The organism is Synechococcus sp. N26, assembly GCF_900473975.1.
Classification (GTDB): domain Bacteria; phylum Cyanobacteriota; class Cyanobacteriia; order PCC-6307; family Cyanobiaceae; genus Parasynechococcus.
Map to the genome: position 1 here is coordinate 401,473 of NZ_UCNM01000010.1, position 23,954 is coordinate 425,426.

Sequence of the window (23,954 nt, forward strand, 5' to 3'; positions counted from 1 at the left end):
CAGACCACGCAATCGCCATGGCAACGGCAGAACAGAAAAAGACCATCACCAAGAAGCGCCTGCAGGAGCTGCGCAACCAGTGCCGTGACCACTACAACGTGGTGGCTGATGGTGTTCTGCCCGACGGTGCCGATGTGCGCGTCACCATGGGCAAGCTCCAGGAGCTGATCGAACTGCTGGATGGCAAAGCCAAGTGGGATGACAGCGAAGCCTCCTAAGGCGTTGCAGAACATGCGGGACGATCTTGATTACCGCGAGCCGTGGGACCAGGACGGTTCCAAGCAAACGGCATCTGATCAGGGTCGTTCCGCCAAGGACTTTCACTTTCGAGAAGCAGGCGTTCAGCGCTTTAACGACACCTACGACTGGGACGACAACGAGCGCTGATCCACTCATCCACTCATCAACTGATCAGAGACGCCGCAGCACCCCCTGCCCAGGTGCAAGAAGGAAGGCGAGCACGAATTGCGCGGTTTGTGCCAGCACGATGCAACCGGCGGTGGAGCTGTCGGTCCAGTAACTGATGAACACCCCCAGCACACTGGAGAGCACGCTGCTGGTGACAGCCAGCAGCGTCATCCGGTCGAACCGATCGGTGAGCAGATAGGCCGTGGCACCGGGGGTGACGAGCATCGACACCACCAGGATGATTCCCACGGTCTGCAGACCGGCAACGGCGGCCAGGGAGAGAAGTCCCAACAGCATGTAGTGCAGGAGTCCGGTGTTGATCCCGATCGATCGGGCGTGGGTGGGATCGAAACAGAAGAGCATCAGGTCCCGCCGGAACAGCAGCAGCAGCAGCAGCACCAGCACCGAAATCACCAGGGTCTGCTGCACGTCCCCCGCTGAGATCCCCAGCACATTGCCGAACAGGATGTGGGTGAGATCGATGTTGCTGCGCGTCTTGGAGACGAGCACGAGCCCCAGAGCGAAGAAACCGGTGAAGACAAGCCCGATGACGGTGTCTTCCTTCACCCTCGACTTCTGCTTCACAAAGCCGATGGCGGCAACGGAGCCCACACCGAAGACGAACGCCCCCAGAGAGAAGGGAAGGCCCAGGGCATAGGCAACCACCACGCCAGGGAGGACCGCATGGGAGACGGCATCACCCATCAACGCCCATCCCTTCAAGGTCATGAAGCAGGACAACAGCCCGCAAACACCCCCAACCAGGGCACTGATCATCAACGCCTTCACCATAAAGGCGTGACTGAGGGGTTCCAGCAAAAGCTCCATCAGATCAGTATGGGCGCGCTGCAGTCGGTTCGATGCCCCGCGCCTCCACCCAGAACGCTCGTCCCGCACTGCGCCGGCTGCCCACCCGTCCCAGCCGGATGGTTCAGGCCGTGGTCAGCCGCCTGCTTCCGCTGCTCTTCCGCAGTCAGGGCCTTGAGCTGAGCCATCGTGATGCGGCAGAAGCCCTGGCCAAGGCCTTTGCAGCCCAGCAGTCGGGGGGCTGCAATCTGCTGATCGCCTTTCGGCACCCCAGCACCCGTGATCCGGTGGTAATGGCGGATATGTTCTGGAACGGCATTCCCCGTGCCGCACGGCGGCTCAAGCTGCAGCTGCCACGACCCATCCAGCTGCGGTTTCTCTACGACCGCGGCATTCCGATCTGGGCTGGCCCGGTGATCGGCTGGCTGTTGCAACGCAGTGGCGGCATAGCCATCCACCGCGGCCGCTTGGATCGCCCAGCGCTGGCCCAGGCCCGCGGAGCTCTGGCCCAGGGGCGCTACCCGCTGGTGGTGGCACCGGAAGGAGCCACCAACAACCTCTCCGGCGAGATGGCGCCCTTGGAGCCGGGGGTGGCCCAGCTGGCATTCTGGGCCGCTGAGGATCTGGAGAAAGCCAACGACGAGCGGCCACTGGTGGTGTTGCCCATCGGCATTCACTACAGCTGGAGGCACCCCAACTGGATCGCCCTCGAAGCGCGGTTGGCGTCCCTTGAACGCCATCTCGGCATCCCCTCCCCCGACGCCGGCCAAGACAATCCCGAGACCAGCAGTCGCGACCGGCTGATCCAGATCGGCATGAATCTGCTCAAAGCCCTTGAGCAGCTCGAACGGCTGAAGCCCGATCCAGCTCAGACCTTCAACGAGCGGATTGATGCCTACCGCCGGCATGGCCTGGCCAAAGCCGAGACCCATTTCGGCCTGCGTGCCGTCGGCAATCTTCAGGAGCGCTGCCGCCGGATCGAGCAGGCCGCCTGGGATCGGATCTACAGGGAAGGTGTTGATCAGCTCCCGCCGCTGGAGCGGAGCCTGGCGGACTGGGAGGCACGGGAAGCCGACCTCCAACTCACCCGCATGAGACTGGTGGAGCATTTCACCAGCGTGAGTGGTCATTACATCAGTGATCGACCCGACTTTGACCGCTTTGCCGAGATATTGCTGCTGGTGGAGGAAGCGATCAGCTGGATCGAAGACAAGCCCTGGAAGGGTCAGCCCAGCCTCGGCCCACAACGGGTGGAGGTGCAGCTCGGACGAGCCTTGCCCGTGCGGCCTCGCCTGAATCAGTACCGCAGCAACCGTCGCGAGGCGATGCAGGTGTTCATGCAAGACCTGGAGCAGGCTCTCGTGGCCCTGATGCCCGACGCCTCTCGGGCAACGACGACTGACGCGGAAGAGCTCTGATTAGAACGTCTCCTCCGGGGAGCTGTTGCCCGTCAGCAGATCGGGCGGCACGCCACCGAAAGTCATGGCGAGGTTCTCGGGGGTGAACACCTCTGAGGTTTCCCCGTAGGCGAGCACGGTCTTGTTGATCAAAACCACCAGATCGCAAAAATCACGAACGTGGCCCAGGTCGTGGGTGGAGATCAGGATCGTGCGGCCCTCGTCGCGGAACTGAAGAAACAGCTGGGCCATCAGCTGCTCCGTGCGCACATCAACCCCATTGAAGGGCTCATCCAGCAGCAGCACATCAGCGCGCTGGGCGATGGCTCGGGCCAGGAACGTGCGCTTGCGCTGACCACCGGAGAGGGTGCCAAGGGGACGCTCGGCCAGCTCCAGCAGATCAACCCGCGTCAAGGCGTCCCGCACAGCCACACGATCGGAGCTGCGGGGAATCCGCAACGCATTCATCGCGCCGTAGCGACCCATCATCACCACATCCCACACCGACACGGGGAACTGGGCATCCACCCCTTCGCTCTGGGGCACATAGGCCACCGCTTGATGACGCTGGGCTTCGGCAACGCTGCTGCCGTTGATTCGGATTCTGCCGCGCGAAGGGCGAACAAACCCAGTGAGAGCCTTGAAGAACGTCGATTTACCGGCACCGTTCATGCCCACCAAACCGCAGATGCAACCGGCTGGCAGGTGCAGGCTGGCGTCGTACAGGGCAACGGTGCCGTTGTAGTCCACACAGAGCTGGTCGGCCTGAATGCGCATCAGCGGTTGCTCTCGGACAGGTCCAGGCCCTTGCGGATCAGACCCACATTGTGCCGCTGCAATTCCAACAGGGTGGAGGCAGGCCCGTCCGGAGGCGAGAGGGAATCCACGTAAAAGGTTCCACCGAATAGCGCCCCTGCCGCCGCTGCCACCTCCCGTTGGGCTTTATCGCTCACGGTGCTTTCACAGAAAACGGCTGGCACCTCGCGCTCTCGCACCGTGTCGATCAACCGAGCCATGCGTTTGGGTGTGATCTCGCTTTCGGCATTCACCGGCCAGAGATAGGCCTCCTCAAGTCCGTAATCGGCTGCCAGATAGGAGAAGGCTCCCTCGCAACTCACCAGCAGCCGTTGCTGGGCCGGCAGCCCTGCAATCGCCTTGCGCAGCTCCTGATCGAGGCCTTGGAGCTTGGCTTTGTAGGCCGACGCGTTAGCGGCAAAGTCTTCGGCCCCGGCTGGATCGAGTTGACCGAAGGCCCGCTCGAGATGGTCCACGTAGCCCATCGTGCGCTGGGGGGACATCCAGGCATGGGGATTGGGCTTGCCGGAATAGGCGTCCTCTGTGATCAGCAGAGGCTCCATCCCTTCCGAAAGGGTGATGGTGGGCACATCCCCCGCTGCAGCCGTGAAACGCTGGGCCCACAACTCCAGACCCAACCCGTTCTCAACAATCAGATCCGCCTTGCTGGCGCGCTCGATGTCACTGGGGGTGGGTTGGTAGCCGTGGATCTCGGCACCGGGCTTGACGATCGAAGCCACCTGCAACCGATCACCCGCCACGTTGCGGGCCAGATCGGCCAAAACCGTGAAGGTGGTGAGCACCTGGGGGCGTGAATCCGCGGTGACGTCCTGATCTCGGCTGCGGCAGGAGGCCAGCATCACGGCCACCACAACCAGCAGCACTCCAACCGAACGGTTCCAGTTCAACAGGGGCAATGCGTGCCGACGCGGCCTGATCGAGGATCGCATCAGTTGGTCCTAAAACAATCTCGGCAATGGCAGGGGAAGGCTGCAACGAAGCGATGCAATCACTGAAGCGCCAAGATCACCTCACCCACTGAACACCCGTGCGCAGGTCTGAGCGGGTGGAGGTGATTCTGCAGCGCCTCCACGAGCAGTACCCGGAAACACCGATCCCCCTGGATCACAGTGATCCGTTCACCCTGCTGATCGCTGTTCTGCTGAGTGCCCAGTGCACAGACAAGAAGGTGAATGAGGTGACGCCGGCGCTGTTTGCCGCTGGGCCAACACCCGCCGCCATGGCAGAACTCGAGGAGGAGCAGATCCTGGCGTTCATCCGGCAGCTCGGGCTGGCCAAAACCAAGGCCAGAAACGTGCGCCGCCTTGCCCAGATTCTGGTGACGGCCTACGACGGCGACGTTCCCCAGAGCTTTGAGGAACTCGAAGCCTTACCCGGCGTGGGCCACAAGACAGCCAGCGTGGTGATGGCCCAGGCCTTCGGCGTGCCCGCCTTCCCCGTCGACACCCACATCCACCGGCTGGCCCAGCGCTGGGGATTGAGCGATGGCAGCAGTGTGGCGCGCACGGAACAGGACCTCAAGCGCCTGTTCCCCAAGGAGCACTGGAACCGCCTGCACCTGCAGATCATTTTCTGGGGCCGTGAGTTCTGCACAGCACGGGGCTGCGACGGAACCGTCTGCCCCATGTGCCGTGAGCTCTATCCGAAACGGCGCCGCCCTGTGATCACCCGCAAGCCCTGATCAAGACAGCAGCTCTTCAGCGTTGGCCTTGATCACGCAATCAGCGGTGGGGTAGCTCACACAAAGGAGGGCAAACCCCTGGCCGATCTGATCATCATCGAGAAAGCTCTGATCGGTCTGATCCACCGAACCACTCACCAAACGGCCGGCGCAGGTGGAACAGGCGCCGGCCCGGCAGGAATAGGGCAGATCAACTCCGGCCTCCTCGGCTGCATCGAGGATGTACGTGTCATCAGGGCACGAAAAGCTGGCACCACCCTCGATGCTGATGTTGAAAGAGGCCATGACGCGGAAGATCCTGAAGGGTTGGTAGCTGGATCAGCCCATCGGCGCCAAACCAGCTCGATCTGCACCCTGCTCCCATGAATGTTTGGGGGAGGCGCAGGCGAGGGAACCTGCGCTCGTTCAACTCCCCGAAGCGTTGGCAGTGATGCTCGCGCCTCCGGAATCATCCCGCGAATGAGAACAGTTCTTACTAAGCAGCAATGCCTAAAAGCGTGCGGATCGATACCCACCAAAGCGCCATCGTCTTGGACAGTGCATCCCGAAAGCAGTGGTGCTTTCAATGCGTCACGGAGGGGGTGGGCTGAGGGGCCTGCTCCTTTTTTTGGCCTGGACCTGAACCACGAGACCACGTGACCAACCAAGCCCACCATTGCTAGTACTTATGTGCTTACAGCATGGTCATGGGAGAGGGCTGGCTGATTGACAGCGACGACCGCTGGATCTGGCGATTCCATCGCGATCAGAAGGGATGGATCCATGAGCCGAAGGTCTTCATCGACAGAGACCGGCGCCTGCCTGAAGGCCCTCCCCTGCTGAAGGAACGCCGACACCTGCGAAAGGCCGAAGCAGAACAACTCTGGGCGTCCTTACAGACCCAGGGATGGAAGCGCCTCGCATCTCCGGCCTGGGGCGACGCGGTTGAACTTTGAGACAGGTCGCTGGGGCCAACCGCGAGGCTGTCCATCAGCAATCCCAGCAAACGCATCGGATTGGCATGTTGGATCTGTGAGGAAAAAGGCCTCACAGGGTGGAAACAAGGACACACTTCTGCGAGCCTTTTTGAACCCCTGCCTTTGGCGGGGGTTTCTTTTTGTCTGCCAGGGAGCCCATGGAATCGGTCATCAACGAAATCGAGTTCAACTTCGAGCAGACCGTCAGCATCCGAACTGACGTGAAGCTGAGCAAGGACGACGTGAAGCAGATCGTCTCAGAAGCTCCCGCAGAAACCCTGGAGGAGATCGTCTACCAAAGCCTGGTGACCGATGAGCTGTATCTCAGGGCGAGGGCCAAGGAGATCTCCGCCAAACTCAAACAAGACGACCTTGAAGTGAACAGAATCGAGTACTGGGACGACGAAGGAAACAAGGTCTGAACCTGTCGCCCCTGGGCGGGGCGCTGCCGGAGGCCTCTGATGAACGAGAGGCCCCTGCTGGCGGAACAGGACCTGCTTGAGCCATGGTGCAAGAAGGTGCCTTTGAAGGCTGTTGCGCACTCAACGTCAGCTTCGCCAGCAGGTGCTGGCTCAGTCCCCGGCCGGCAAGCCCCGATCCTTGATGGATTTCCGCTGGGCGCTATCAGAACCTTCAGGCCCTAACCCTGCGTCAGCCAAGCAAAGAGCAGCGGTTGTTTCGACGCAACAAGCTGCACCGGGTCGATGGATGACCAAAATCTCGCGCCTTTTGTCTCGCCCTAAAAAGCAGACCCGCTGATCGAATCAGCCTCGATACACACAGGCCTACGCAGAAACAAGCCACTGAGACTGATCAAGGCTTAAGCAGCTATCCAATTCTGCTGAGAATCGGCTCCAGATCGAAGTTGTAGCCCCGAACAACAAGATCTGCGCGACGCTTCAAAGGGTGAATGAAGCGACGCTCACCCGGGAGCATTTCGCGCAGCATCTGGCGAATCACATAGGAAGCCGGCCTCTGCCTTTCGCGAACATCACGCCAGAGGCGCTTGATCAACCTCTGAAGCAGTGGGGTTTCGACGTACACAACCAGCGAGATGGGCACAGCCTCCAACAGATGCTGCGGCCCGTAGGAGCCTTCCACCAGAACCAGGTCATAGGGCTGCTGCAACAACCTGGAGCTAACCCTGCGGCTGCGCATGTCGTAGCTGCGCAGCGCGTTCAACTGGCGGTAGCGAACAGCGCTGAGCTGCAACCTCAGCTGATCCGCGTCAATGGCATCCACTGTGTCGAAGCCATAGCGCGAGCTGGGCGTCCAACCACAGCGGTAGTAGTCGTCGCAGGCGATCAGCAGGGGATGACGCCCCGTGGCACGCAGCTGCTCGGCCAGACGGGCGGCCAGGGTGGTCTTGCCGGCCGCAGACGGCCCGCAGATGCACACCAGAGGAACTGCCCCAGACAAGCGCTGCCTTCATCCAGAACCACGCTGACAACGCCTCCCAAAAGAAGCAGAAAAAAACAGTAGCCGTTGATACAGATTGCAGCTAGGGTGTGGTCACGTTGAGCCTCATCAACAGGCCGCAGTCAGATCCGCGCCAGGCAACGGGGGCGTGGGCACCGCGCAAGAGAGAGATGAACACCCTTCAACTGATCAAGGCACGGACTGTGCGCAATCAGGCCATCGAAACGGCCAGAACACAGATGGCACGGGCCTACCGCCACCAGGGCCACACCGACCGGGTGCACACCCCGGTGGGGAGCAAAACCAAGGTGCTGCGCTATCGCGGCGTCGCCTACGAACAAATCGACCCACAACAACACCCAAGCGGTGGGCGAGAACTGCGTTACCGCGGCGTCAGCTACGACGTGTACTGAAGCCAACGTTCCATCCATGATTGAAGCGGGGACACCCCCGCTTTTTTCATGGCCGTTGAGGGTGACAAAGCAGCAGTGGCGCACTGTGGTGATCTCGATGGCGGCCGTGGCCTTCAGTGCCACAGCAGGCCTAGAGCCTCCGCTGCGGAACCTGATCACATTCGCCAGAGCGGGTGCGAGTTTCAGCGCCAAACAGCTCTGCAGCAGCGTGCTGATGGCTGGAATGGATCCAGAGCAGGTGCTCAAGGAAGACCTGGCCGCCGGCCAGGGGATGATCCACACCAGGATCAAACCAAACGCTGGACGCGTTGAAGCCAGCGCCCTGTTCGGGCTGATTCGCGCTGAAGCGATTCAGAACGGCGAACGGGGCTGCACCTGGCAGATCGATGGGCATCCAAAACCCCGACTGCCCAAGCCAAACCAGCCTGACTCCGAGACGTCCCAGCCCATTGGCGCCGCCTGGCCCCTGATCGCCACAGCCGCCGCAGAACCGCCGGAGATCGATAAGCAGGCACTTAAGGACGCTCTCGATCGCGCCTTTGAGGAGAACGAGCCGCTCACACCCAAACGCACCCGCGCCATTGTGGTAGTGCAGAACGGCTGGGTGATCGCCGAGCGCTACGCCGAAGGCATCCAGCCCGACATGCCAATGATTGGCTGGTCGATGAGCAAAAGCATCACCCATGCCCTGATCGGACGGGCCATCCAAGAAGGGCTTCTGGATCCAGGCAAGCCACCGAAGGTGCCCGAATGGAGTGATCCGCAGGATCCACGCCAAAGGATCAGCCTGGATCAGCTGCTCCGCATGAACAGCGGACTGGCGTTCGAGGAATCGACGGGAACACTGAACTCGGACCTGGTGCGGATGCTGACCCAGGAAGCCGACATGGCCGGGTTCGCCGCCAGCCAACCCCTCAGCAAAAAACCGGAAAAAAAGTGGAGCTATTCATCCGGAACCACCAACATCCTCAGCCGGATCCTGAGACACGCCATCGATGACGATCAGCGCTACTGGAGCTTTCCCAGGCAGGCATTGTTCGCGCCTCTCGGGATGGCAACTGCCGTTCTCGAAAACGACAACAGGGGAACCTTGGTGGGCTCATCCCTGGCGTGGGCCAGCGGCCGCGATTGGGCCCGGTTTGGCCAGTTGTACCTGGATCATGGCCACTGGGATGGCAAGCAACTTCTGCCCGCAACCTGGGTTCGACAGGCACGGACGGCGTCGCGGGGATCAAAACAGGCCTATGGCGCGCACTGGTGACTCAGCCGCCGCAAATCAAGGCCGGATCTGCACTATGACAGCTTTTCAGCTGAGGGCTATCAGGGACAACTTCTTCTGATGGCTCCATCCCAGCGCGCGGTGATCGTGCGACTGGGACAGACACCCAAAAAGCCGGGATTTGATGCCAATGCTTTCGGGGCTGATGTTCTCTCTGCCCTTCGATAAGGCGAACGGCAGGGCTCAGTTCTTGTCGCCGCCCTTGGGAACGAACGCCTGGGATGCTGCAACGAGAAGTCCGGTGATCAACAGGGCCGGAAGAATGACAGTCGGACCGCCTGGAGCTGTCTGGGAGGCGAACAACAGCATGGTCTGGCAATAAAAACCAATGATCACCCTGGCAGAACAGGGGGCAAACAGCGACTCCTGCAAATGTTTGTCGCAGAGACCAAGGTTCAGCAGATCACGACGGGAAAGAGAAAAAGCTCGCCCTGCACGGCATCACAGGCTCGAACAGCAGCGGTGGGCCTGGCACGAGTTGTCGCCACCGCCGAGGCTGCCGCCGGAAACGCCTTGCGGGGTCGGATCAAGGAATGACGCATCCACTCGTCAGCGCGGAAGGTGGCGTAAGGAGAACTCGCAGCCATGGGTTTCGGAGCAGTACATCTGTTTTAGTGCGCATGTACTACAGCGTCAACCCAAGACCTCTCCGCAACAATCACGAGACCCAACACCCATCCGCAGGTGACGCAACAGGATGACGCCATCGGCAGCCGCTTGAGCCGGATCGAAGCTCGGCTGGCCAGGATCGAAGAGCTTCTGCTCAGCGCAGGAGTTGGCCAAGGTCAGAACCCATCAGCAACGCGGGAACAGTGCTACGAGGCATGGATCCACTATCTGAACAACACCCCTGAGGCCGTCGAAGCTCACCTCACCGCCCACGAGATGGCCGCCCTAAAAGCCTCCATCAACGCCCAAGTTCCAAGCGATTCGTAGAGTTATACACAGCTTTTCCACAGGGCCAAAACAACTGATCCTGGCGAGCACAGTGGTTTTGGCCATCGGCGTGGAAAACAAGCCTCAGATGCTCGGCAGTCCCCGGCACATCCAGCCGCTCAATGTGAAGAATGCTGTGCTGGCCATTGTTTTCAAGCAACAAATGCATCAGTGATTTCGAAAACGCTTCAACTGGCAACGAAGCGCTCCCTGCTGTGAACGAAGCAAGCAATCCTCAGGAGAAGCTTCAGGGCACCGATCCGCAAGAGGAGTCGGTTGAAAAACTGTGGAAAAACAAAAGATTCTGTTGCGATCACTGCAGACAGCCGGGAGACGTGCATTTCCGGGTGATCACCGCCCGACACGCGGACTGGATCCTGGTGTGCGAAACCTGCTGGCCGAACTTTCGCGAACAAGCTGGTTATCGCTATGGAGGAACCCGCAAGGCCAACCGCCGCAAGCGAAAACGGCGTTAGCTGGAGGAAGGCTCAGATCAGTTCACATTGGTGGCGGATCACCGTGCCGCGGCGTTCCCAAAATTCCGGTGCTGATTGATCAACGACCCGCCACCACCAACGGCCATCGGTGTAACTGGGGGCACCTGCATTGTTGGTGCGCGGTAGTTGCAACTCCACATCACGCCAGCGCAACAGAACTCCGTCCCCCGGCAGGGTTCCCTCCAACGTGTTGGGAATGCCTTCCGCCAGGCCGGTGAGATCAACGGCTCCCCGCGTGATCTCAACACTGAGCCGATCCCCGTCGCAGATCCAATCGGCCCATGACGGCCGGGGAGCCAACAGCAGACAGAGCATCAACAACGCCAGGCCCAGGCCCTTCGCGACAGAATTCATCAATGCTGTTGACCCTCATCTACGACGGCGGATGCCCATTCTGTCGAGAGTTCGCCCTCCGCAGTGAGCTCCAGGCGGGTGTTCCCAACCTGCGCATTGTTGACGGACGCGCCGATCACACGATCCGTCGCGAACTCAATGCCCTCGGCCTGCCTCTGCGCAATGGCGCCGTGCTGATGGAAGGAGAGCAGACGTGGCATGGCAGCGAAGCCATTGCGGAACTCAGCCGGCGCATGAACCCCAGCGATCCCCTGCTCGGACTGCTGGCCAAGCTGTTCAGTGACAACCAACGTTCAGCACTGGCTTATCCAGCCCTGTTGGCTGCTCGGCGCCTGGCCCTTGCCACCCGCGGGCTGAGCGTTGACCCGGATCAAGCTCGATCACGCTGACGCAATGAGCCAAAACACGGGTGGTCGCAACCGATACCCCTGAACTACGGTCGAAGCACGCCTAAAGATTCTCTTAAGCATCGATCCTGATCCCTTTGTTCCTGACGCGCTGAGCCATCAGCAACTCAACGCCTTGCTGAAAGCGGCGATGGACACATCCGCCGTTCCTGAAGGGCGACTCAGCGATGACGAATTGCTCCGCGCAGCACTGAGTGCATGGGCCGACCAAACCCAGGAGTTGCTGCGCTGGATTGAAGGACAGGGCGATGCAGTAAGCGACACGCGATCGCCCAAGCAGGTGATGGCGCTGGGAAGTTTTCGCACCCATCTGGTGATGGGCCTCAAGGCCCTTCGTTATTCCGAAGGCTGAGCACGCTGCTCTTCCCGACGGGCATCACAACGCTCCTCAAGAACGGAAAGAAACTGTTCCGGCTCCGGTTGATCGTCAAGATCGAAGCGGGTGGCTGTGGTCACCGTGAAGTTGATCCAGGTTTCCACTTCAGGGCCACCGGAGGCCATCACAAGGTCGTAGCAGGCCTGAAAATCTGAATCCGGTGCAAGATCACGCGCCGCATTGATGACGTCGTACAACTGATCCATGCCCTCGGCTTGGGCTTCAGCAAAGACGGCACGAATGCGATCCAGCATCAGCAGGCACGCTCAAGCTCAACTACAGAAAGCTCTGCTGTGACGTTGGAGGCTTCGTCTGCAAGCTCAAGAAGTTCTGCGTTGAGCTCCAGCAACATCAAGGCCAAGGAGGACGCAAATTCGATGCAGAACGATTCGTCTTTCACAGCGCCGCCGCGTTGAATGTGCAGGGTCTAATCAACGAAGCAAGTTGAACGTGGATTCCGCAATCCTGCTTTACAACAACAACGAAAAATGAGAAATCGATGCGCAATCCGTATCGAAAAATCAAATCAGCCGCGAACGTTGAACATCTTCGCTATGCGGGGTTGGCCCCTCAGGCCGCAACAGGTTCCAGCATGGAGCTGACGCTGGGCTGAAATCCGATTTCACGCAGCCGGGCGTTGCTGACACGGGCATTGAAGATGCGTGCACCGGGGCGATCGTGGTTGTCCCAGATCACAGGGGGCAATCCGAAGTCATCACACAAGGCGTTGGAAAGCTGACGCCGGGTGAACTGGAGATCATCCACAAGGTTGTAGATGCCTTGGAGGCGCCGGCCGAAGGCGAAATCAACACCGCGAATGATGTCGTGAAGATGAACCCAGGCATTGATGTGATTGCCGTTCTTGCGAACCGGCTGCCCAGCAGCACTGCGGATGTACGACGGGATGTCCTTGCCAGGACCGTAGATACCACCCAGCCGCAACACACAGGCCTGGGTTGAAGCGTCGTTCAAGGAAAGAACAGACGTCTCGGCGCTGGCCAGAAGAGCGTTGGCGTTGTTGGAACAATCCGGAGGCGTCAGCTCACTGCAGATCGCGCCGGCTTGATCGCCGTACACCCCTGCACTGCTCAAGTAGGCCACATGCAGTGGTCGACGTCCCTGGCGCTGACGCAGCGCTTCAACAAGGGCCGGTACCGCCTGGCCGTAAACCTTCTCGTACTGATCTTCTTCAAAGGTGGCGGTGGTGGGGGCCATCGCAATCAGAACCCCATCGAGCAGATCCAGAAAACTGGCATCCGCCATCGGATCGCCAGCGCTGTAGAGGCGGGGGTGATCGACCAGATCGCAGAGCTCAGCCAAACGTCCGGGGCTGGTGGTGGTGCCGACAAGCTCATGGCCCTGGCGCCTGAGGTGGGTGGCGACAGCGGATCCCACATATCCACAACCCACAATCCCGAAACTGGCCGCCATGTCCGGTCAAACACCTTTTACAGAATTTAACGAAAGTGCTTTGGGCCTGCCGTGACAATGGAGACATGATCTCGATGATCCTCAACCTGCTCTGGGTTGTTCTCGGCGGACTTCCCATGGCTCTGGCCTGGTGGCTGGCCGCGTTGATCTGCGCCATCACCATCGTTGGCCTGCCGTGGGCACGGTCGTGCTGGGTGATCGGCTGTTTCTCGCTCTGGCCCTTCGGCTCCGAAGCCGTGAGCCGTCGTCAGCTCAGGGGACGAGGCGATCTGGGGACGGGTCCCCTGGGTGCGCTCGGCAATGTGATCTGGTTTCTTGTGGCCGGCTGGTGGCTGGCCTTGGGTCACCTCAGCAGTGCCCTGGCCTGTTTTGTCACGATCATCGGCATTCCCTTTGGCATTCAGCACATCAAGCTGGCTTTGATTGCCCTGGCCCCCGTCGGCATGACGGTGATGAAATCAAGAAACTGATCCCAACAGATCTGATCAGAACAGCACCTGATCAGAACAGCAACTGAATCAGCCAGACCATCGCCAAACCGAGCACGCCGGCCAACAGCAATCCTCCCAGCAGCAAGGTGATTGCGGCGGCCAGCCCGATCCTGGCCATGGTGTCTGGATAGAGAAGGAACAGAGTCAGCCCGAGGGCCACAGGCCACAACGGCGGAATCAACAAGCAGACCCCGGTGAGGACCATCAGCTTGCGATCACGCTGTTGCTTGGCCTCCACCAGCAGGGCCTCGGCATCAGCTTCACGATCCAGCGCAGCCTGCTCATCGTCACTGAGCCAACGGCCACGAGCCTTGGCACGATCGAGCTCGTCCTCGAGCCGTTCAGCGGGGTTGCCCTTGCTCATCGGCTCACCATAAGAAGCAGGGGATCAAACAAAAGCAAAGATCGACCATCACAATCGAAGCGAAATAGGTAATTACATCTAGGTATTTACCCGCCGCAATAATTTCATTGCCTAAAAAAGAAAATCAGCATAGTGTCTCCCTGCGAATTGAGAATGAAATGCTGAATACAAATTTGGAATCACCAAACGCAGCTCAAGCCTGCGTCACCGAATCACAAGTGAATGCCTATTTCGAATGCCTAACCCTCTGCAATCTCGACGATGGCAGTTGCTACGAGCAATGCATTCTCGTGCATCTGAAAAACGAGGTTGATGCATGAAAAGCCTGAGCCATCAAACACAAATGGGCCTGGCATCCCTTGCCTCAACCGTTGCAGTTGCACTTCTCGTGATTGGATTCATGGGCATGGCCCAGCACATCAGCGCCAGCCCGCTCTGAACCCTATGAAACACCTGATCACTTCTTTCGCTTGAAGGTGTAACAACCACCGTGGTAGCCGGTGAAGGGCTGGGCGTAGGTCACCAATTCCCAGCCCTGTTCACCCAATTCATTCATCAAGCCCACCAGTGTGACGTCACGCTGCGGATGGCTTCTGGAGATCAGCTGCCGATCATCAAGCCAGAGCTCCTCGATTTCCCCGGTCCACGACTTCCCCCGGGGCACGAAGCGCAACTGGGTGTACTCCCAACGCATCACCAAGCATCAGCTGAACGACGCACCATCTTCACCGCAGACGGCACCAACCGGGGGCGACAATTCAAGAACACGCTGTTCTGTGATGCGTCGCCTGCTCGCCCAGCTCGTTCTGCTCATCGGCCTGCTCACGCTCACACCGGGCTGGTGCGGAGCCCTGGAGGTGACCCTGCAACGCATTGATGCCAACGGCATTGGCGAATCGATCGGCAGCGTCACCGCGCAAGACACCGACCAAGGCCTGGTGATTTATCCAGATCTGGCGGGGCTGAGCCCTGGGGAACACGGCTTCCATCTCCACAGCATTGGAAGCTGTGAGGTGGGCCAAACCGCCGAGGGCACCCCCGTTGCGGGCCTGGCTGCCGGTGGGCACTGGGACCCTGATGAAACGGGACAACACCTCGGCCCCTTCGGAAACGGTCACCGGGGCGATCTCAGCAGGCTGGTGGTGGATGAATACGGAAAGACCAACACCAGCGTGGTGGCGCCACGGCTCAGCACAGCTGACCTGAAGGGGAAAGCCCTGATTGTTCATGCAGGCGGCGACACTTACAGGGACGAGCCCCCCCTCGGTGGAGGTGGAGCACGGGTTGCCTGTGGTGTAGTGCCGGACGAGCGCTGACTCAGCCGTTCACCAGACGGGCATGAAGGCGACAGACCCTGATGGCCTGAGCGGGTGGCTCCTGGCAGAGGGCACCGAGTTCCCTGTTGAGCTGTTGGAACAGGGACAGATCCGCTCCGGGAATTGAGGGAAACACCAGGAACAAACCTGAGGCGATCAAACCGATCACAACATCGCTCCAACTCTTAAGAAAACCCTAAGCCCGCGTCGATTCGGGGTCGTGTTCATCCCTGCAGACCACGGCCATCAGCGCCTCGATGTGCAACATCAGGCCAGCGCGCCAGGCAGCATCTTCGTCACAGGCCTCGATGGTCTCCACCACGATCGAGCCCCCACGCTCAATGATCAGGTCATAGGCGGGTGGCATCAGAGCGTTGCAGTGCCTCCCCATTCAGCAGGCAAAGCGCGTCTGGCACATCCCCCAGTTGAGGGAGTTCAACGGCAGGAGAACATGATCAAACGCTTGAGCTCTCACAACGTTGTTCAAATCTCCCCTGTTTCGGCGCGTCGGGATCTACCTCGTGCTCAGCACCGCTGCCGTCACCGTCGTCAATCAGCTCGAGATTCAACAACAAAGTGCCTATCAGATCTACATCCCGATGTTCATTGGGATCTACATCGTTTCGCGTTGGCTCGACAGTCGGTTCAACCAGGCCTCTCAACAGCCACAGCCCAACACAACGCACGACAAAACCTCACCATCCACAACCGACCGTGGTTTTGGACAGTGAGGTGAAGCGAAGCTCTTGTGAAGCTCAGCGGCGGGGTTCGGCCTTGCGAACGGAGATGGCGCGACCCATCCACTCAACGTTCTGCAGGTCGTCGATTGCCGACTGCTCATCGGCTTCGCTGCTGAGGTCAACAAAAGCGAAACCACGCTTGCGGCCCGTCTCCCGGTCGAGGGGCAAGGAGCACTTGCTCACTTCGCCGTACTGACCGAACAGATGAATGAGATCCTCCCGCTCAGCGTCCCAGGAGAGATTTCCGATAAAGATCGTCAAAAAAAGAATTGATCAAGACTGCTTACCTTCGCACACAGCGGCCAGATGCCGAGCCTTCAGAAGGGATGGCTCATCAATGGGATCAAGGAATACCAAACAATTCCGTTCAAACCTGAATTCGATAGAAAGCCTTTGCTTCGAGCCCAATGAAGCCGCAACGGAACCAGGCTTGATTCAGTTGAGGCATGGAAATGGGTGGACTCAGCGGTACCAAATCGGACGATTTCATCAACGCAGCCAAAGCCCGCGGCGAGGCTGCCCTGCAAGACAAACAACCCAAATTGACCAAGCTGGAAAAGGCATTCCGGCATGCGGCAATCCGGCGGCGGGCTGAAGATGCCCGCAAAAAGGGACACTACGCCTAATTCAAAGCCCTGCCTTTCCAGGTCCACCCGCGTCCCGTGCGGGTGCGCCAGATCGAGACGGGGCCAATCGCACCCACCAGCAACCCACCGGCTCCCATCAGCCACCAGTAGCTGAGGGGCACATCAAAGTTGCTGCGCGTCCACAGCCGCAGCAGCAGCTGTTGAAGGATGGCCAAGCTCGCCAGCGCCAACACCCACCACCAAGCCGAAGCCAGCAGGGGTTGGAGCCAGAGCAGCAGGAGCGATGCCGGCAGCAACAGCCAGGGCACGGTGAACATCAACACCACCACCAAAGCGGCGCCAAGGGCTTTGACGGGGTCCCGGTCCAGGCCCAGAAACCAGTTCTTGGTCCAGCCCTCCCAGAGCGCCGCGAGGTCGCTGTACATCCGCAGATCGACCGCATCAAGCCCCAGGAGATAACGCAGCCGATGGCCTCCTCCCTTGATGGAGCGGGCGAGGGCCAGATCTTCCACCACCTCGCCAGCCAGGGCTCGGTGACCACCGATCTGCGCATAGGTGGAGGCCTTGAACAACATGAACGGCCCCGCTGCGAACGCCACCGGTGATGCCGGGTCGTTGGTTTCGAGGATGGGAAAGCCGAGGCCCAGCAGGCTGGCCATGATCGGCTGCACCATCCATTCCGCCAGGCATCCGCAACTCAACCGCGGCGCCAGGCTCAGCAGATCGGCCTGCTCATCAAGGGCCTGAGCCAGGGACCGTTTCAGGGCATCGGGCTTGAGCCGAACATCGGCATCGATGAACAACAGCCAATCGCTGGAGACCTGCTCAACGGCCCTGCTGCAGGCCCAGTTCTTGCCCACCCAGCGTTCGTTGTCGGGCCTGGGGCCGGCTTGGATCAGCCGGAAGTGGTGCGCTGCAGAGCCAGCCCGGAGGGCGTTGTCCACCGTTGCATCGCTGGACTCGTCATCCACCACCAGCACCGACCAGTCCCGGCAGGGGGGCTGATTGGCCAGAACGCTGGCGACACAGGCCTCGATGTTGTGGGCCTCGTTGAAGGCGGGGATCACCACGGTCAGCGACGTGTCCGGAGCAGCAACGTCCTGGCCCGGCTTCAAGCGCGGTGCCACTGAAAACACCCGTTGCAGCCCCAACTGAAGGATCAGCAATCCAGCTGCAGCTGAACCAGCCGCAGCAAGAAACAGCAGGGGCTCAAGCAGGGCAAGCGTCAAGGCCGGGCCATGGTGTGATGGGCAGCCGTCTTAGCTAACGGATGCTGCAGCTTCCACCATCGGCCACATCGCAGCAAATTCAGCATCGGACACCACAGCAGTGACCTCGAACTGAATGCCGAAGTCCTTGATCCAGGGCCCGAGATGCGCCCACACCTTGCCGATGTCACTGGCAACGGCAATGGCGACACCACTACCGCTGATCGGTTCGCAGACGCGGTATTTGAGAGCAAAGCCGTCGAAGGCATCTCCCGGTGCTCCCGAGTTGATGTAGTCAGCAAAGCCAGGGCATGACTCCCACGCCCCCTCAACGGTCGGGAACGTCCAAACGATCAAGTAGTGCTGCACGGTGAAAGGAGGCATTTACTTGCTGCCTAGCCACGAACGACCGTTCAGGCTGAATTGCAACTGAATTCAGCAGTCATTCCGTAGACGCCTCAGGCGGTGCTGGCACGGGGCTACAGCTGAATTAAGACCCAGCGCAACCATGACTCTCCACGTCGCCAATGAGATGGATGAAGTGGAAGTGGCAGTCTGGTGGGACCTATCACGAATCGTTCGGCACTTCGAACGCCAGGGACTGGAGCGCCGTGCAGTGAAAGCTGCCGTGATGAATGCAGCGCTGCGTCTGATGAAGGACGAAGGGGAGGAACCCTCAACGTTTTGATTGCTGCGTCAACACCATTTCTTCCGGTGAACTCACCCGTCCAAGAGCGACATTGCGATGGGGATACCGGCCAAAGCGCTGCAGCTGGAGGAGATGGCGGCGGGCCACATCGGCGGTGGCAGCGTCCGCGAAGTGCTCCAGCAAAGGGATGGCCTTGGCCACCACGCTGATGTCTTCGCTGTGCAGGAGAGGCATCAGCCAGAACTGCCGCCGCGGTCGTTGCGATTCCGCTGCGATCCATCCCCGCTCCAGCGCATCCAGGCTCAGCTTCAGAGCCTGAGGATCTCCGGCAAAAGCCTTGGCCTCACCACGCCAGATCTGACGGGTGAACTGATCCAGCAGCAGCACAAGGGCCAGACCGCTGCTGGGCTCACAGCTCCAGTGGTCCAGCTCTCCAGCGAGGGCACGCTCAACGGCCTCGCCGAATCGCTCTCGCACCAGGGCATCGAAGCTGTCGTGGCGACGAAACCACTGCCAGGGACGGCACTGCTGGAACCAGAACTCCAGAACGTCGTCGGCGCTCAAGACGAACAGCTGTAGTGGGACACCCCACCGGCACTGAAGAACTCCCGCGGTTTCAAGCGGTCGTAGCGGGCCGCCACTTCAGCGGAAGGGGGCTCGTAGGGGGTGCTGAACAGCTGCTGCAGTTCAGCCATCAAAGAGGTGTCGCCTCCGGCGGCCTGCTGGTAGGCCGGAGCGATCAACCATTCGCGCCAGGTGATCGCTGGGTTAACCCGCCGCATGCCAGCGGAGATCACCGACGGATCAACACCACTGGGCCACTGGGCACGCCAGCGCAGCAACCAGTCGTTCCACTGGGATTGGAGGGCTTCCGAAAGGGGCAGATAGAAACAGTCGCGCAGCGGATCGATCTGCTCAGGCAGATCCGACAAGCGTCGGAAGAACATCGAATAATCGGCACTGGACTCCACCAGGAGCTTCAACAGTTCTTGCACCAGAGCGTCGTCAGCACTGGGCAGGCCGAGTTTGCTGCTCCACATCCGTTGCATGGCCTCCTGCATGGCAGCGGGGAACTGCTCCAGCAACTGATCCAGTTGGGCCTGAACCTCCGCCTGGCCCTCCATCAGCGTGCGCAGGGATTTCCAGAACATGCGGTAGTTGGCCTCCGCGGCCACCGGCTGGTTGAAGAAGCAGAAGTGAGCGCCGCCCCCGGTCCAGGGCTGAAAGCGCGGATCGAACAGCTCGCAGAAGCCGAATGGGCCGTAGTCGAGGGTGAAGCCACCGGCGGCGCAGTTGTCGCTGTTGAAGTTGCCTTGGCAGTACCCCACACGGATCCAGTTGGCCACCAGGGCCGTGAGCCGATCACGGAACAAGCGGGCTAACAGCACAACCTGGTCGCTGAAGGGCAGACCGGGATCGATCTCCTGGCGGTAATTGCGTTCGATCAGGTGCACCACGATCTGGTGCAATTCCTGATGCGCCCGGGGATGGGCCTCACTGCGGGCACGGCGGGCGAACAACTCGAGCTGACCCACCCGCAGAAACGATGGCGCCACCCGGGCGCTGATGGCCGCCGGGTTGTCGACCATCACGTCCGGGTCCATCGAGCGTGAGTTCTCGGAATACCAGGGACGACGCACCGTCTCGGCGTGGGAGACGTAGAGCGTCAACGAACGGGAGGTGGGCACACCGAGGGCATGCATGAACTCCTGCGCCAGAAATTCACGGACGCTGGAGCGCAGCACGGCGCGCCCGTCGGCACCACGGCAGTAGGGGGTGGGACCACCACCTTTGAGCTGCATCTCCCAGCGGCGCCCTTCAAACAACCCCTCAAACACCGACATGGCTCGGCCATCGCCGTAGCCATTGCCGTTACCAAAGGGGCACTGCTGGGTGTGTTCAGTGCCGTAGATCGAGAGGGCGTAGCCGGTGGCCCAGCCCCAGGGCCGCATCGGACCGGTGGCCACACCGAGATCACCGGAAAACATGCGGCGGAACTGATCGTCCTGGGCGAGGTCTTCGCTGAGTCCCAGCTCGCTGAACAAGCTGCGGCTGTGCGCCAAGTATTGGGGCTCGGGAATCGGGGTGGGCGTCACCGGCACGTAGTGGCCGGAGAGCACCTGGCGGGGACGGTGATCCTCCCCATCCGCTGTGGACTCCGGGTCAGGCGTGAGGGCTTCCAGCAGGGAATAGTCAGCCCGTTCGGCGAACTCAGCAAACGTGGCGGTGCTCATCGGACCCTGACGCTGAACCCATCATCGCCAGAGCTGCGGCCGGGTGTTTTGACCGATGGCCAATGCCGAGCCGAGGCCTTACACCGAGGGAAGCATCCAAGAACAACCGTGGGCAAAGCCAGGAAACTTCGCTCCGACAACCGGCAGGAGGAGCTGATCACCAGCCTGATCGGGCTCACTGCCATTTTTGTGGCCACGGCCATCTGGTGGAGCGTGGCTCCCCAGTGGCTCACCAGCAGCTGGCAGACCTTTCAGTAATCAGGCATGGACGCCTCAGCCCGCAGCCTGCACCAGGGCTCCAGCAGGGTGGGGCGACCGCAATGGGGGCAATCCTGCCCCCGCTTCTGCACCTGCACGAAGGGAATCCAACGGGAGTTGGCCTGCCCCTCATAGCCGCAGTGCTTGCAGTGAATTCGGTATTCCGCCATGGCTCAGAGCGCGGGCTTTTCCTGACGTTGCACGGCCTCATGGGCCTGGCGCAGGCCATGCACCATGAAGCAATAGGCCGGATTGCACACCAGATATTTGCCGTCGCCAATGGCGTCGATGGTGGACCCACGCGAGGTGGCAAAAATGCGGCTTTTGAACTCCATCTCATCTCCAGTGCTGACCTCACTGTTGTGGGGACGATCAGCGACGGCAACCCGTGTAAAGGCGCATTGCTGCGGGGAGCCAAACCATCAAAAATGGTTGGTGTGCGCGTTGCAGGGACGACTCAGTCGACGGGGTCGCAATGGTCGCCATCGCACTGCAGCCCGCATTGGGGTTGCTTAGCGCCGTACTGCCAGGGACGCCGCATCGCCCAGTACTCATCCACCAAGCCGAGCAGGTAGGTGCCGATGCGCCGGAGCAGGGAAGCCTGTTTCATGCCTTCAAGCTGGCAGGAGCCTCGCAAGCCCGCAACCGAACGCGACCAAATCAATGTGGCGAAACACAGCCGAGGTGGGTTAGGCCCGATGCAGTGCTCTTGGCCCATGACCACCACGCAACATTCGAACCAGCTGCTGGAAGAGCTGGTTGCCGAAGAAATCAGCATTCAGATCGATCAGATCGCTGAGGGCCTGCAGCGGGAAGGCTGGCCGATCGCCATGGTGAAGCGGTTCATGCACGTGGCCGTGGAGCGCCTGCCGGAATAATTCGTCAGGACGACTAGGTGCAACGACTCATCTGCATAGAGCTGTTGCGCTTTTAACAACAGGGATCGCGACCATTCGTTGACAGTTGGCCAACGCTTGCGCCATTCCCGATGAATGTCGTCACTGCTTTTGCGGCCGTTGGCCTGACCGCTGTGTCGTGGGATGACACCCTCAGCCGGGCTGGGGCCAGGGCATTCCGGCATGCCCTCGATTACCGCGAGCCCTACTGCCGGATGAGTGAGAACGAGGTGGTGCTGCTGATAGATGCGGTGCTGGCCATGCGCCTGGAGCGGGGCACCAAGGCGCTGATGCTGGAGGCCGCCAAGGCACTCACGGCCGATCAAGCGCTCACGGCCTACGCCATGGCCTCAGAACTGATGCGCTCGGATGGGCCCTATTCCGCCGAGGAGCGACGACGGCTCGATCTGCTGGCCTTGATGCTCTCGATCTCGCAGGTGGAGGCTGAGCGCATCGATTCGGTTTTTGAGTTGCTGCACGCCCCCCTGGAGCCAGCCCTTCTGGTCAACGGCGCGCCTTAGGCCGCAAGCTTGTCATCACCGAACCAGATGCCCCGGCGGCTGTCGGGCAGACGGACCACGGCGCGTTCGTAGCGCTGGCGGCAGCTGCGGGCACGGAGATGCTCTTCGGCCTCCTGAAGCAGCTGTTGCAGCCTGACGTCGTCCATGGCGTTGCCTAGATGCCCACCCATTCAGGCCACGATCCGAGCGGCGTCAATAGGCCACGTTCAACTCTTCAGATCCGTAGCGGAGCAGGAAATCCGCTTCTGATTGATCGGAAAGCAGCAGGCAGGTGTGGTCGTTAGCGCCGGTTCGGTAGCAGTAGACGTCGAGCTCCTCGGGGTTGCGGTTGGAGTGGATCACCTCCCCCGTCCGAAGCACGTAGCGCGTTGCCATCACCTTCCACCCACGGGTTCCTTCGCGATAGCGCTGATCCAACCCGATCAATCATTTCTGTTCTGAGCTGCGCACCGGGCGTGATTCGGCACTGAGGTCAAAGCGAGTTCATTCGTTGTCGACGCGGATGAAAAAGCGACTCTCCACGTCCATCTCGCCCTGATCGTCGGTCTCCGGATCGCCCTCCACCAGCTCCACAGCGAAATCCTTGTCATCGAGTTCGTGCACAACGCTCTGACCGTGCACCAGGTTGTGGACGAGCAGGAGTCGTTTCATGGGTGGAGGGAGACGCCGTTCCACCGGTTGATAGCAACAGCTTGATCTTCAGCGGAAGCCGAAACCTTCTCGGATCGGCTGCTTGGCGGAGTATTCCCGCGAGAGCGCATCAAGCATCAGGGCGATGTAGCGGTCATCCATGCCGATGTCCTGCTTCAGCTGACGCATCAAACTATTGATGCTCTTGAACGCGTCTGGAATCTGATGGTCCAGATGCTCCTTGGTGGGTTGGTAGGGCATCGGAGCCAAAAAAAGTCCCCGTGGAACTTAAGGGAACCACGGGGAGAATGGTGTTGCTGCTGAACAGGAGATCAATCCTCTTCTTCGGAACCGCCAACAGGGATCAGGCGGATCTGCTTGCGACCAAGCTTGATTTCATATTCATCGCCGGGCTGAAGTTCCAGCAGAGCGGTGTAGGCCTTACCAATCAACAGATTCCCGTTGCCCTGAACCACAGCTTTGTAGGACAGCTTGCGGCCACCTTTGCCCACACCGGATCCACCGGTGGAGAAGGAAAGGCCCTTGGCTTCCAGGAGGGCCTCGTAGAACGCGGTGAATTTCACCTGCTCAGAGCCGTCTTTCTTCTTGACGACGTAACCACAACCCCTGGCCAGATCTGTTTTGGCGCAATCGCCAAGTTCCTTGACACGGTTGAGCAATTCAGCTCCGGTAAGCATGGGTCTGTGAGGTCGTTACTTCTCTATTAGAACAAATATTGTGCTGCTCACAAGGGGAAAAAAAGATTGAATTCAGTTGATCGGCTGGAAAAACAAAAAATCAGCATGTGTGAGCAGCTTGTGTTGGTGGTTTGACAAAGCCCTCGGCGTCAAACAGTTGGCCTCGAGAATGCGTTCAAATGGCC

At 60.2% G+C, this 23,954-nt stretch carries 47 protein-coding genes; 20 read left to right on the forward strand and 27 right to left on the reverse strand.

The features are described 5' to 3' along the window. The first annotated feature begins 17 nt into the window (after nt 1-17). Nucleotides 18-218, forward strand: a complete 201-nt coding sequence (locus DXY33_RS09925) for a hypothetical protein (protein ID WP_006851769.1) — start codon at nt 18-20, stop codon at nt 216-218. Between the two features lie 13 nt (nt 219-231). Continuing rightward, complete coding sequence (locus DXY33_RS12435) at nt 232-387, forward strand: hypothetical protein (protein WP_170951016.1); 156 nt, start codon at nt 232-234, stop codon at nt 385-387. A 24-nt stretch (nt 388-411) separates the two neighbouring features. On the opposite strand, the gene DXY33_RS09930 is transcribed toward DXY33_RS12435, so the two are convergent. Continuing rightward, complete coding sequence (locus DXY33_RS09930; RefSeq protein ID WP_115132719.1) at nt 412-1,236, reverse strand: metal ABC transporter permease; 825 nt, start codon at nt 1,234-1,236, stop codon at nt 412-414. A 32-nt stretch (nt 1,237-1,268) separates the two neighbouring features. Between DXY33_RS09930 and DXY33_RS09935 the strand changes: the two genes are divergently transcribed. Beyond that, nucleotides 1,269-2,633, forward strand: a complete 1,365-nt coding sequence (locus tag DXY33_RS09935; protein ID WP_115132720.1) for a 1-acyl-sn-glycerol-3-phosphate acyltransferase — start codon at nt 1,269-1,271, stop codon at nt 2,631-2,633. On the opposite strand, the gene DXY33_RS09940 is transcribed toward DXY33_RS09935, so the two are convergent. After that, nucleotides 2,634-3,389, reverse strand: coding sequence for a metal ABC transporter ATP-binding protein (locus DXY33_RS09940; protein ID WP_115132721.1), 756 nt, complete (start codon nt 3,387-3,389; stop codon nt 2,634-2,636). Further along, nucleotides 3,389-4,267, reverse strand: a complete 879-nt coding sequence (locus DXY33_RS09945; protein WP_244276025.1) for a metal ABC transporter substrate-binding protein — start codon at nt 4,265-4,267, stop codon at nt 3,389-3,391. The genes DXY33_RS09940 and DXY33_RS09945 overlap by 1 nt, the downstream gene beginning before the upstream one ends. Nucleotides 4,268-4,455: 188 nt before the next feature. On the opposite strand from DXY33_RS09945, the gene nth reads away from it, so the two are divergent. Next, the gene (gene nth / locus DXY33_RS09950) at nt 4,456-5,109 is read left to right on the forward strand and encodes an endonuclease III (RefSeq protein WP_115132723.1); all 654 of its coding nucleotides are present in this window, start codon (nt 4,456-4,458) and stop codon (nt 5,107-5,109) included. On the opposite strand, the gene DXY33_RS09955 is transcribed toward nth, so the two are convergent. Continuing rightward, entirely contained in the window at nt 5,110-5,394 is a 285-nt protein-coding gene (locus tag DXY33_RS09955; protein ID WP_006849985.1) for a 2Fe-2S iron-sulfur cluster-binding protein, read from the reverse strand. A 395-nt stretch (nt 5,395-5,789) separates the two neighbouring features. On the opposite strand from DXY33_RS09955, the gene DXY33_RS09960 reads away from it, so the two are divergent. Next, nucleotides 5,790-6,044 carry a DUF1651 domain-containing protein gene (locus tag DXY33_RS09960; RefSeq protein WP_115132724.1) on the forward strand — a complete coding sequence of 85 codons (255 nt, stop codon included), beginning with the start codon at nt 5,790-5,792 and terminating at the stop codon, nt 6,042-6,044. Nucleotides 6,045-6,223: 179 nt separating this feature from the next. Next, nucleotides 6,224-6,487, forward strand: a complete 264-nt coding sequence (locus DXY33_RS09965; protein WP_115132831.1) for a hypothetical protein — start codon at nt 6,224-6,226, stop codon at nt 6,485-6,487. A 406-nt stretch (nt 6,488-6,893) separates the two neighbouring features. Here the strand turns inward: DXY33_RS09965 and DXY33_RS09970 are convergent, their stop codons facing one another. Beyond that, nucleotides 6,894-7,484, reverse strand: a complete 591-nt coding sequence (locus DXY33_RS09970) for a uridine kinase (protein WP_115132725.1) — start codon at nt 7,482-7,484, stop codon at nt 6,894-6,896. A gap of 170 nt (nt 7,485-7,654) precedes the next feature. Here DXY33_RS09970 and DXY33_RS09975 point away from each other — a divergent pair, with 170 nt between their 5' ends. Further along, nucleotides 7,655-7,897, forward strand: a complete 243-nt coding sequence (locus tag DXY33_RS09975) for a hypothetical protein (RefSeq protein WP_170950614.1) — start codon at nt 7,655-7,657, stop codon at nt 7,895-7,897. A gap of 61 nt (nt 7,898-7,958) precedes the next feature. Next, on the forward strand, nt 7,959-9,158 hold the full coding sequence (locus DXY33_RS09980) for a serine hydrolase (protein WP_244276001.1): 1,200 nt from the start codon (nt 7,959-7,961) through the stop codon (nt 9,156-9,158). Between the two features lie 201 nt (nt 9,159-9,359). On the opposite strand, the gene DXY33_RS12860 is transcribed toward DXY33_RS09980, so the two are convergent. Together DXY33_RS12860 and DXY33_RS09990 are read right to left on the reverse strand one after the other, a co-directional pair. Beyond that, nucleotides 9,360-9,485, reverse strand: a complete 126-nt coding sequence (locus DXY33_RS12860) for a hypothetical protein (RefSeq protein ID WP_256377198.1) — start codon at nt 9,483-9,485, stop codon at nt 9,360-9,362. Between the two features lie 86 nt (nt 9,486-9,571). Next, nucleotides 9,572-9,763 carry a hypothetical protein gene (locus DXY33_RS09990; protein WP_115132727.1) on the reverse strand — a complete coding sequence of 64 codons (192 nt, stop codon included), beginning with the start codon at nt 9,761-9,763 and terminating at the stop codon, nt 9,572-9,574. Between the two features lie 97 nt (nt 9,764-9,860). On the opposite strand from DXY33_RS09990, the gene DXY33_RS09995 reads away from it, so the two are divergent. Both DXY33_RS09995 and DXY33_RS10000 read left to right on the forward strand, forming a co-directional pair. Then, nucleotides 9,861-10,112, forward strand: a complete 252-nt coding sequence (locus tag DXY33_RS09995) for a hypothetical protein (protein ID WP_115132728.1) — start codon at nt 9,861-9,863, stop codon at nt 10,110-10,112. A gap of 146 nt (nt 10,113-10,258) precedes the next feature. Further along, complete coding sequence (locus tag DXY33_RS10000; RefSeq protein ID WP_170950988.1) at nt 10,259-10,588, forward strand: hypothetical protein; 330 nt, start codon at nt 10,259-10,261, stop codon at nt 10,586-10,588. Nucleotides 10,589-10,600: 12 nt separating this feature from the next. On the opposite strand, the gene DXY33_RS10005 is transcribed toward DXY33_RS10000, so the two are convergent. Then, on the reverse strand, nt 10,601-10,963 hold the full coding sequence (locus tag DXY33_RS10005; RefSeq protein ID WP_170951018.1) for a hypothetical protein: 363 nt from the start codon (nt 10,961-10,963) through the stop codon (nt 10,601-10,603). A gap of 2 nt (nt 10,964-10,965) precedes the next feature. On the opposite strand from DXY33_RS10005, the gene DXY33_RS10010 reads away from it, so the two are divergent. Together DXY33_RS10010 and DXY33_RS10015 are read left to right on the forward strand one after the other, a co-directional pair. Continuing rightward, the gene (locus tag DXY33_RS10010) at nt 10,966-11,352 is read left to right on the forward strand and encodes a DCC1-like thiol-disulfide oxidoreductase family protein (RefSeq protein WP_115132731.1); all 387 of its coding nucleotides are present in this window, start codon (nt 10,966-10,968) and stop codon (nt 11,350-11,352) included. A gap of 148 nt (nt 11,353-11,500) precedes the next feature. Beyond that, nucleotides 11,501-11,722 (forward strand): hypothetical protein, encoded by a 222-nt coding sequence (locus DXY33_RS10015; RefSeq protein WP_244272250.1) that lies wholly within the window; start codon nt 11,501-11,503, stop codon nt 11,720-11,722. Here the strand turns inward: DXY33_RS10015 and DXY33_RS10020 are convergent. Further along, nucleotides 11,707-12,000: a hypothetical protein gene (locus DXY33_RS10020; RefSeq protein WP_115132732.1), complete on the reverse strand. Its 294-nt coding sequence runs from the start codon at nt 11,998-12,000 to the stop codon at nt 11,707-11,709. The genes DXY33_RS10015 and DXY33_RS10020 overlap by 16 nt on opposite strands. Before the next feature lie 316 nt (nt 12,001-12,316). Further along, nucleotides 12,317-13,177 carry an NAD-dependent epimerase/dehydratase family protein gene (locus DXY33_RS10025; protein ID WP_115132733.1) on the reverse strand — a complete coding sequence of 287 codons (861 nt, stop codon included), beginning with the start codon at nt 13,175-13,177 and terminating at the stop codon, nt 12,317-12,319. 65 nt (nt 13,178-13,242) lie between these two features. Here DXY33_RS10025 and DXY33_RS10030 point away from each other — a divergent pair, with 65 nt between their 5' ends. Next, on the forward strand, nt 13,243-13,647 hold the full coding sequence (locus tag DXY33_RS10030; protein ID WP_115132734.1) for a YccF domain-containing protein: 405 nt from the start codon (nt 13,243-13,245) through the stop codon (nt 13,645-13,647). A gap of 31 nt (nt 13,648-13,678) precedes the next feature. Here DXY33_RS10030 and DXY33_RS10035 read toward each other — a convergent pair whose 3' ends face one another. Continuing rightward, nucleotides 13,679-14,032, reverse strand: a complete 354-nt coding sequence (locus DXY33_RS10035; RefSeq protein ID WP_115132735.1) for a hypothetical protein — start codon at nt 14,030-14,032, stop codon at nt 13,679-13,681. Between the two features lie 457 nt (nt 14,033-14,489). Beyond that, on the reverse strand, nt 14,490-14,726 hold the full coding sequence (locus DXY33_RS10040; protein WP_115082512.1) for a hypothetical protein: 237 nt from the start codon (nt 14,724-14,726) through the stop codon (nt 14,490-14,492). Nucleotides 14,727-14,811: 85 nt separating this feature from the next. On the opposite strand from DXY33_RS10040, the gene sodC reads away from it, so the two are divergent. After that, complete coding sequence (gene sodC / locus DXY33_RS10045; RefSeq protein WP_115132736.1) at nt 14,812-15,348, forward strand: superoxide dismutase family protein; 537 nt, start codon at nt 14,812-14,814, stop codon at nt 15,346-15,348. A gap of 1 nt (nt 15,349) precedes the next feature. On the opposite strand, the gene DXY33_RS12445 is transcribed toward sodC, so the two are convergent. Both DXY33_RS12445 and DXY33_RS12450 read right to left on the reverse strand, forming a co-directional pair. Continuing rightward, nucleotides 15,350-15,517: a hypothetical protein gene (locus DXY33_RS12445; RefSeq protein ID WP_170950567.1), complete on the reverse strand. Its 168-nt coding sequence runs from the start codon at nt 15,515-15,517 to the stop codon at nt 15,350-15,352. 27 nt (nt 15,518-15,544) lie between these two features. Then, a complete protein-coding gene (locus tag DXY33_RS12450; RefSeq protein ID WP_170950615.1) occupies nt 15,545-15,715 on the reverse strand; it encodes a hypothetical protein in 171 nt (56 codons plus the stop codon). 112 nt (nt 15,716-15,827) lie between these two features. Between DXY33_RS12450 and DXY33_RS10055 the strand changes: the two genes are divergently transcribed. Further along, entirely contained in the window at nt 15,828-16,079 is a 252-nt protein-coding gene (locus DXY33_RS10055; protein ID WP_115132738.1) for a hypothetical protein, read from the forward strand. Between the two features lie 24 nt (nt 16,080-16,103). Here the strand turns inward: DXY33_RS10055 and DXY33_RS10060 are convergent, their stop codons facing one another. After that, a complete protein-coding gene (locus DXY33_RS10060; RefSeq protein WP_006850138.1) occupies nt 16,104-16,349 on the reverse strand; it encodes an RNA-binding protein in 246 nt (81 codons plus the stop codon). Nucleotides 16,350-16,540: 191 nt separating this feature from the next. On the opposite strand from DXY33_RS10060, the gene DXY33_RS12455 reads away from it, so the two are divergent. Next, the gene (locus DXY33_RS12455; RefSeq protein ID WP_170951020.1) at nt 16,541-16,714 is read left to right on the forward strand and encodes a hypothetical protein; all 174 of its coding nucleotides are present in this window, start codon (nt 16,541-16,543) and stop codon (nt 16,712-16,714) included. Here DXY33_RS12455 and DXY33_RS10070 read toward each other — a convergent pair. Further along, a complete protein-coding gene (locus tag DXY33_RS10070) occupies nt 16,711-17,904 on the reverse strand; it encodes a glycosyltransferase family 2 protein (protein ID WP_115132740.1) in 1,194 nt (397 codons plus the stop codon). The genes DXY33_RS12455 and DXY33_RS10070 overlap by 4 nt on opposite strands. Before the next feature lie 30 nt (nt 17,905-17,934). Next, entirely contained in the window at nt 17,935-18,252 is a 318-nt protein-coding gene (locus DXY33_RS10075; RefSeq protein ID WP_025362236.1) for a DUF3303 domain-containing protein, read from the reverse strand. 139 nt (nt 18,253-18,391) lie between these two features. Here DXY33_RS10075 and DXY33_RS10080 point away from each other — a divergent pair, with 139 nt between their 5' ends. Next, on the forward strand, nt 18,392-18,571 hold the full coding sequence (locus tag DXY33_RS10080; RefSeq protein WP_115132741.1) for a hypothetical protein: 180 nt from the start codon (nt 18,392-18,394) through the stop codon (nt 18,569-18,571). Here DXY33_RS10080 and DXY33_RS10085 read toward each other — a convergent pair. Both DXY33_RS10085 and DXY33_RS10090 read right to left on the reverse strand, forming a co-directional pair. Continuing rightward, the gene (locus DXY33_RS10085; protein WP_115132742.1) at nt 18,560-19,096 is read right to left on the reverse strand and encodes a DUF924 family protein; all 537 of its coding nucleotides are present in this window, start codon (nt 19,094-19,096) and stop codon (nt 18,560-18,562) included. The two genes, DXY33_RS10080 and DXY33_RS10085, sit on opposite strands and share 12 nt — an antisense overlap. Further along, nucleotides 19,093-20,766 (reverse strand): protein adenylyltransferase SelO family protein, encoded by a 1,674-nt coding sequence (locus tag DXY33_RS10090; RefSeq protein WP_115132743.1) that lies wholly within the window; start codon nt 20,764-20,766, stop codon nt 19,093-19,095. The genes DXY33_RS10085 and DXY33_RS10090 overlap by 4 nt, the downstream gene beginning before the upstream one ends. Nucleotides 20,767-20,874: 108 nt before the next feature. Between DXY33_RS10090 and DXY33_RS12460 the strand changes: the two genes are divergently transcribed. Next, nucleotides 20,875-21,024: a hypothetical protein gene (locus tag DXY33_RS12460; protein WP_170950618.1), complete on the forward strand. Its 150-nt coding sequence runs from the start codon at nt 20,875-20,877 to the stop codon at nt 21,022-21,024. Here the strand turns inward: DXY33_RS12460 and DXY33_RS12465 are convergent. The 3 genes from DXY33_RS12465 to DXY33_RS12475 form a co-directional block, all read right to left on the reverse strand. Next, nucleotides 21,018-21,194 (reverse strand): hypothetical protein, encoded by a 177-nt coding sequence (locus DXY33_RS12465; protein ID WP_170951021.1) that lies wholly within the window; start codon nt 21,192-21,194, stop codon nt 21,018-21,020. The two genes, DXY33_RS12460 and DXY33_RS12465, sit on opposite strands and share 7 nt — an antisense overlap. Nucleotides 21,195-21,197: 3 nt before the next feature. Beyond that, a complete protein-coding gene (locus DXY33_RS12470) occupies nt 21,198-21,359 on the reverse strand; it encodes a hypothetical protein (protein WP_170950619.1) in 162 nt (53 codons plus the stop codon). Nucleotides 21,360-21,481: 122 nt separating this feature from the next. After that, nucleotides 21,482-21,634 (reverse strand): hypothetical protein, encoded by a 153-nt coding sequence (locus tag DXY33_RS12475; RefSeq protein ID WP_170951022.1) that lies wholly within the window; start codon nt 21,632-21,634, stop codon nt 21,482-21,484. A 106-nt stretch (nt 21,635-21,740) separates the two neighbouring features. Between DXY33_RS12475 and DXY33_RS12480 the strand changes: the two genes are divergently transcribed. Further along, nucleotides 21,741-21,902 (forward strand): hypothetical protein, encoded by a 162-nt coding sequence (locus tag DXY33_RS12480; protein ID WP_244276003.1) that lies wholly within the window; start codon nt 21,741-21,743, stop codon nt 21,900-21,902. Between the two features lie 110 nt (nt 21,903-22,012). Beyond that, a complete protein-coding gene (locus DXY33_RS10095; RefSeq protein ID WP_115132744.1) occupies nt 22,013-22,441 on the forward strand; it encodes a tellurite resistance TerB family protein in 429 nt (142 codons plus the stop codon). On the opposite strand, the gene DXY33_RS12485 is transcribed toward DXY33_RS10095, so the two are convergent. From DXY33_RS12485 to DXY33_RS10110, 5 genes are all read right to left on the reverse strand, one after another. Further along, nucleotides 22,438-22,587 (reverse strand): hypothetical protein, encoded by a 150-nt coding sequence (locus DXY33_RS12485; RefSeq protein WP_170951024.1) that lies wholly within the window; start codon nt 22,585-22,587, stop codon nt 22,438-22,440. The genes DXY33_RS10095 and DXY33_RS12485 overlap by 4 nt on opposite strands. A 46-nt stretch (nt 22,588-22,633) precedes the next feature. Continuing rightward, nucleotides 22,634-22,816: a hypothetical protein gene (locus DXY33_RS10100; RefSeq protein ID WP_156783053.1), complete on the reverse strand. Its 183-nt coding sequence runs from the start codon at nt 22,814-22,816 to the stop codon at nt 22,634-22,636. A 108-nt stretch (nt 22,817-22,924) separates the two neighbouring features. After that, a complete protein-coding gene (locus tag DXY33_RS12490) occupies nt 22,925-23,092 on the reverse strand; it encodes a hypothetical protein (protein WP_170951960.1) in 168 nt (55 codons plus the stop codon). A gap of 48 nt (nt 23,093-23,140) precedes the next feature. Then, complete coding sequence (locus DXY33_RS10105) at nt 23,141-23,332, reverse strand: hypothetical protein (RefSeq protein ID WP_115132746.1); 192 nt, start codon at nt 23,330-23,332, stop codon at nt 23,141-23,143. A gap of 71 nt (nt 23,333-23,403) precedes the next feature. Beyond that, the gene (locus DXY33_RS10110) at nt 23,404-23,769 is read right to left on the reverse strand and encodes an AbrB family transcriptional regulator (RefSeq protein WP_006850785.1); all 366 of its coding nucleotides are present in this window, start codon (nt 23,767-23,769) and stop codon (nt 23,404-23,406) included. Nucleotides 23,770-23,954: the final 185 nt, after the last annotated feature.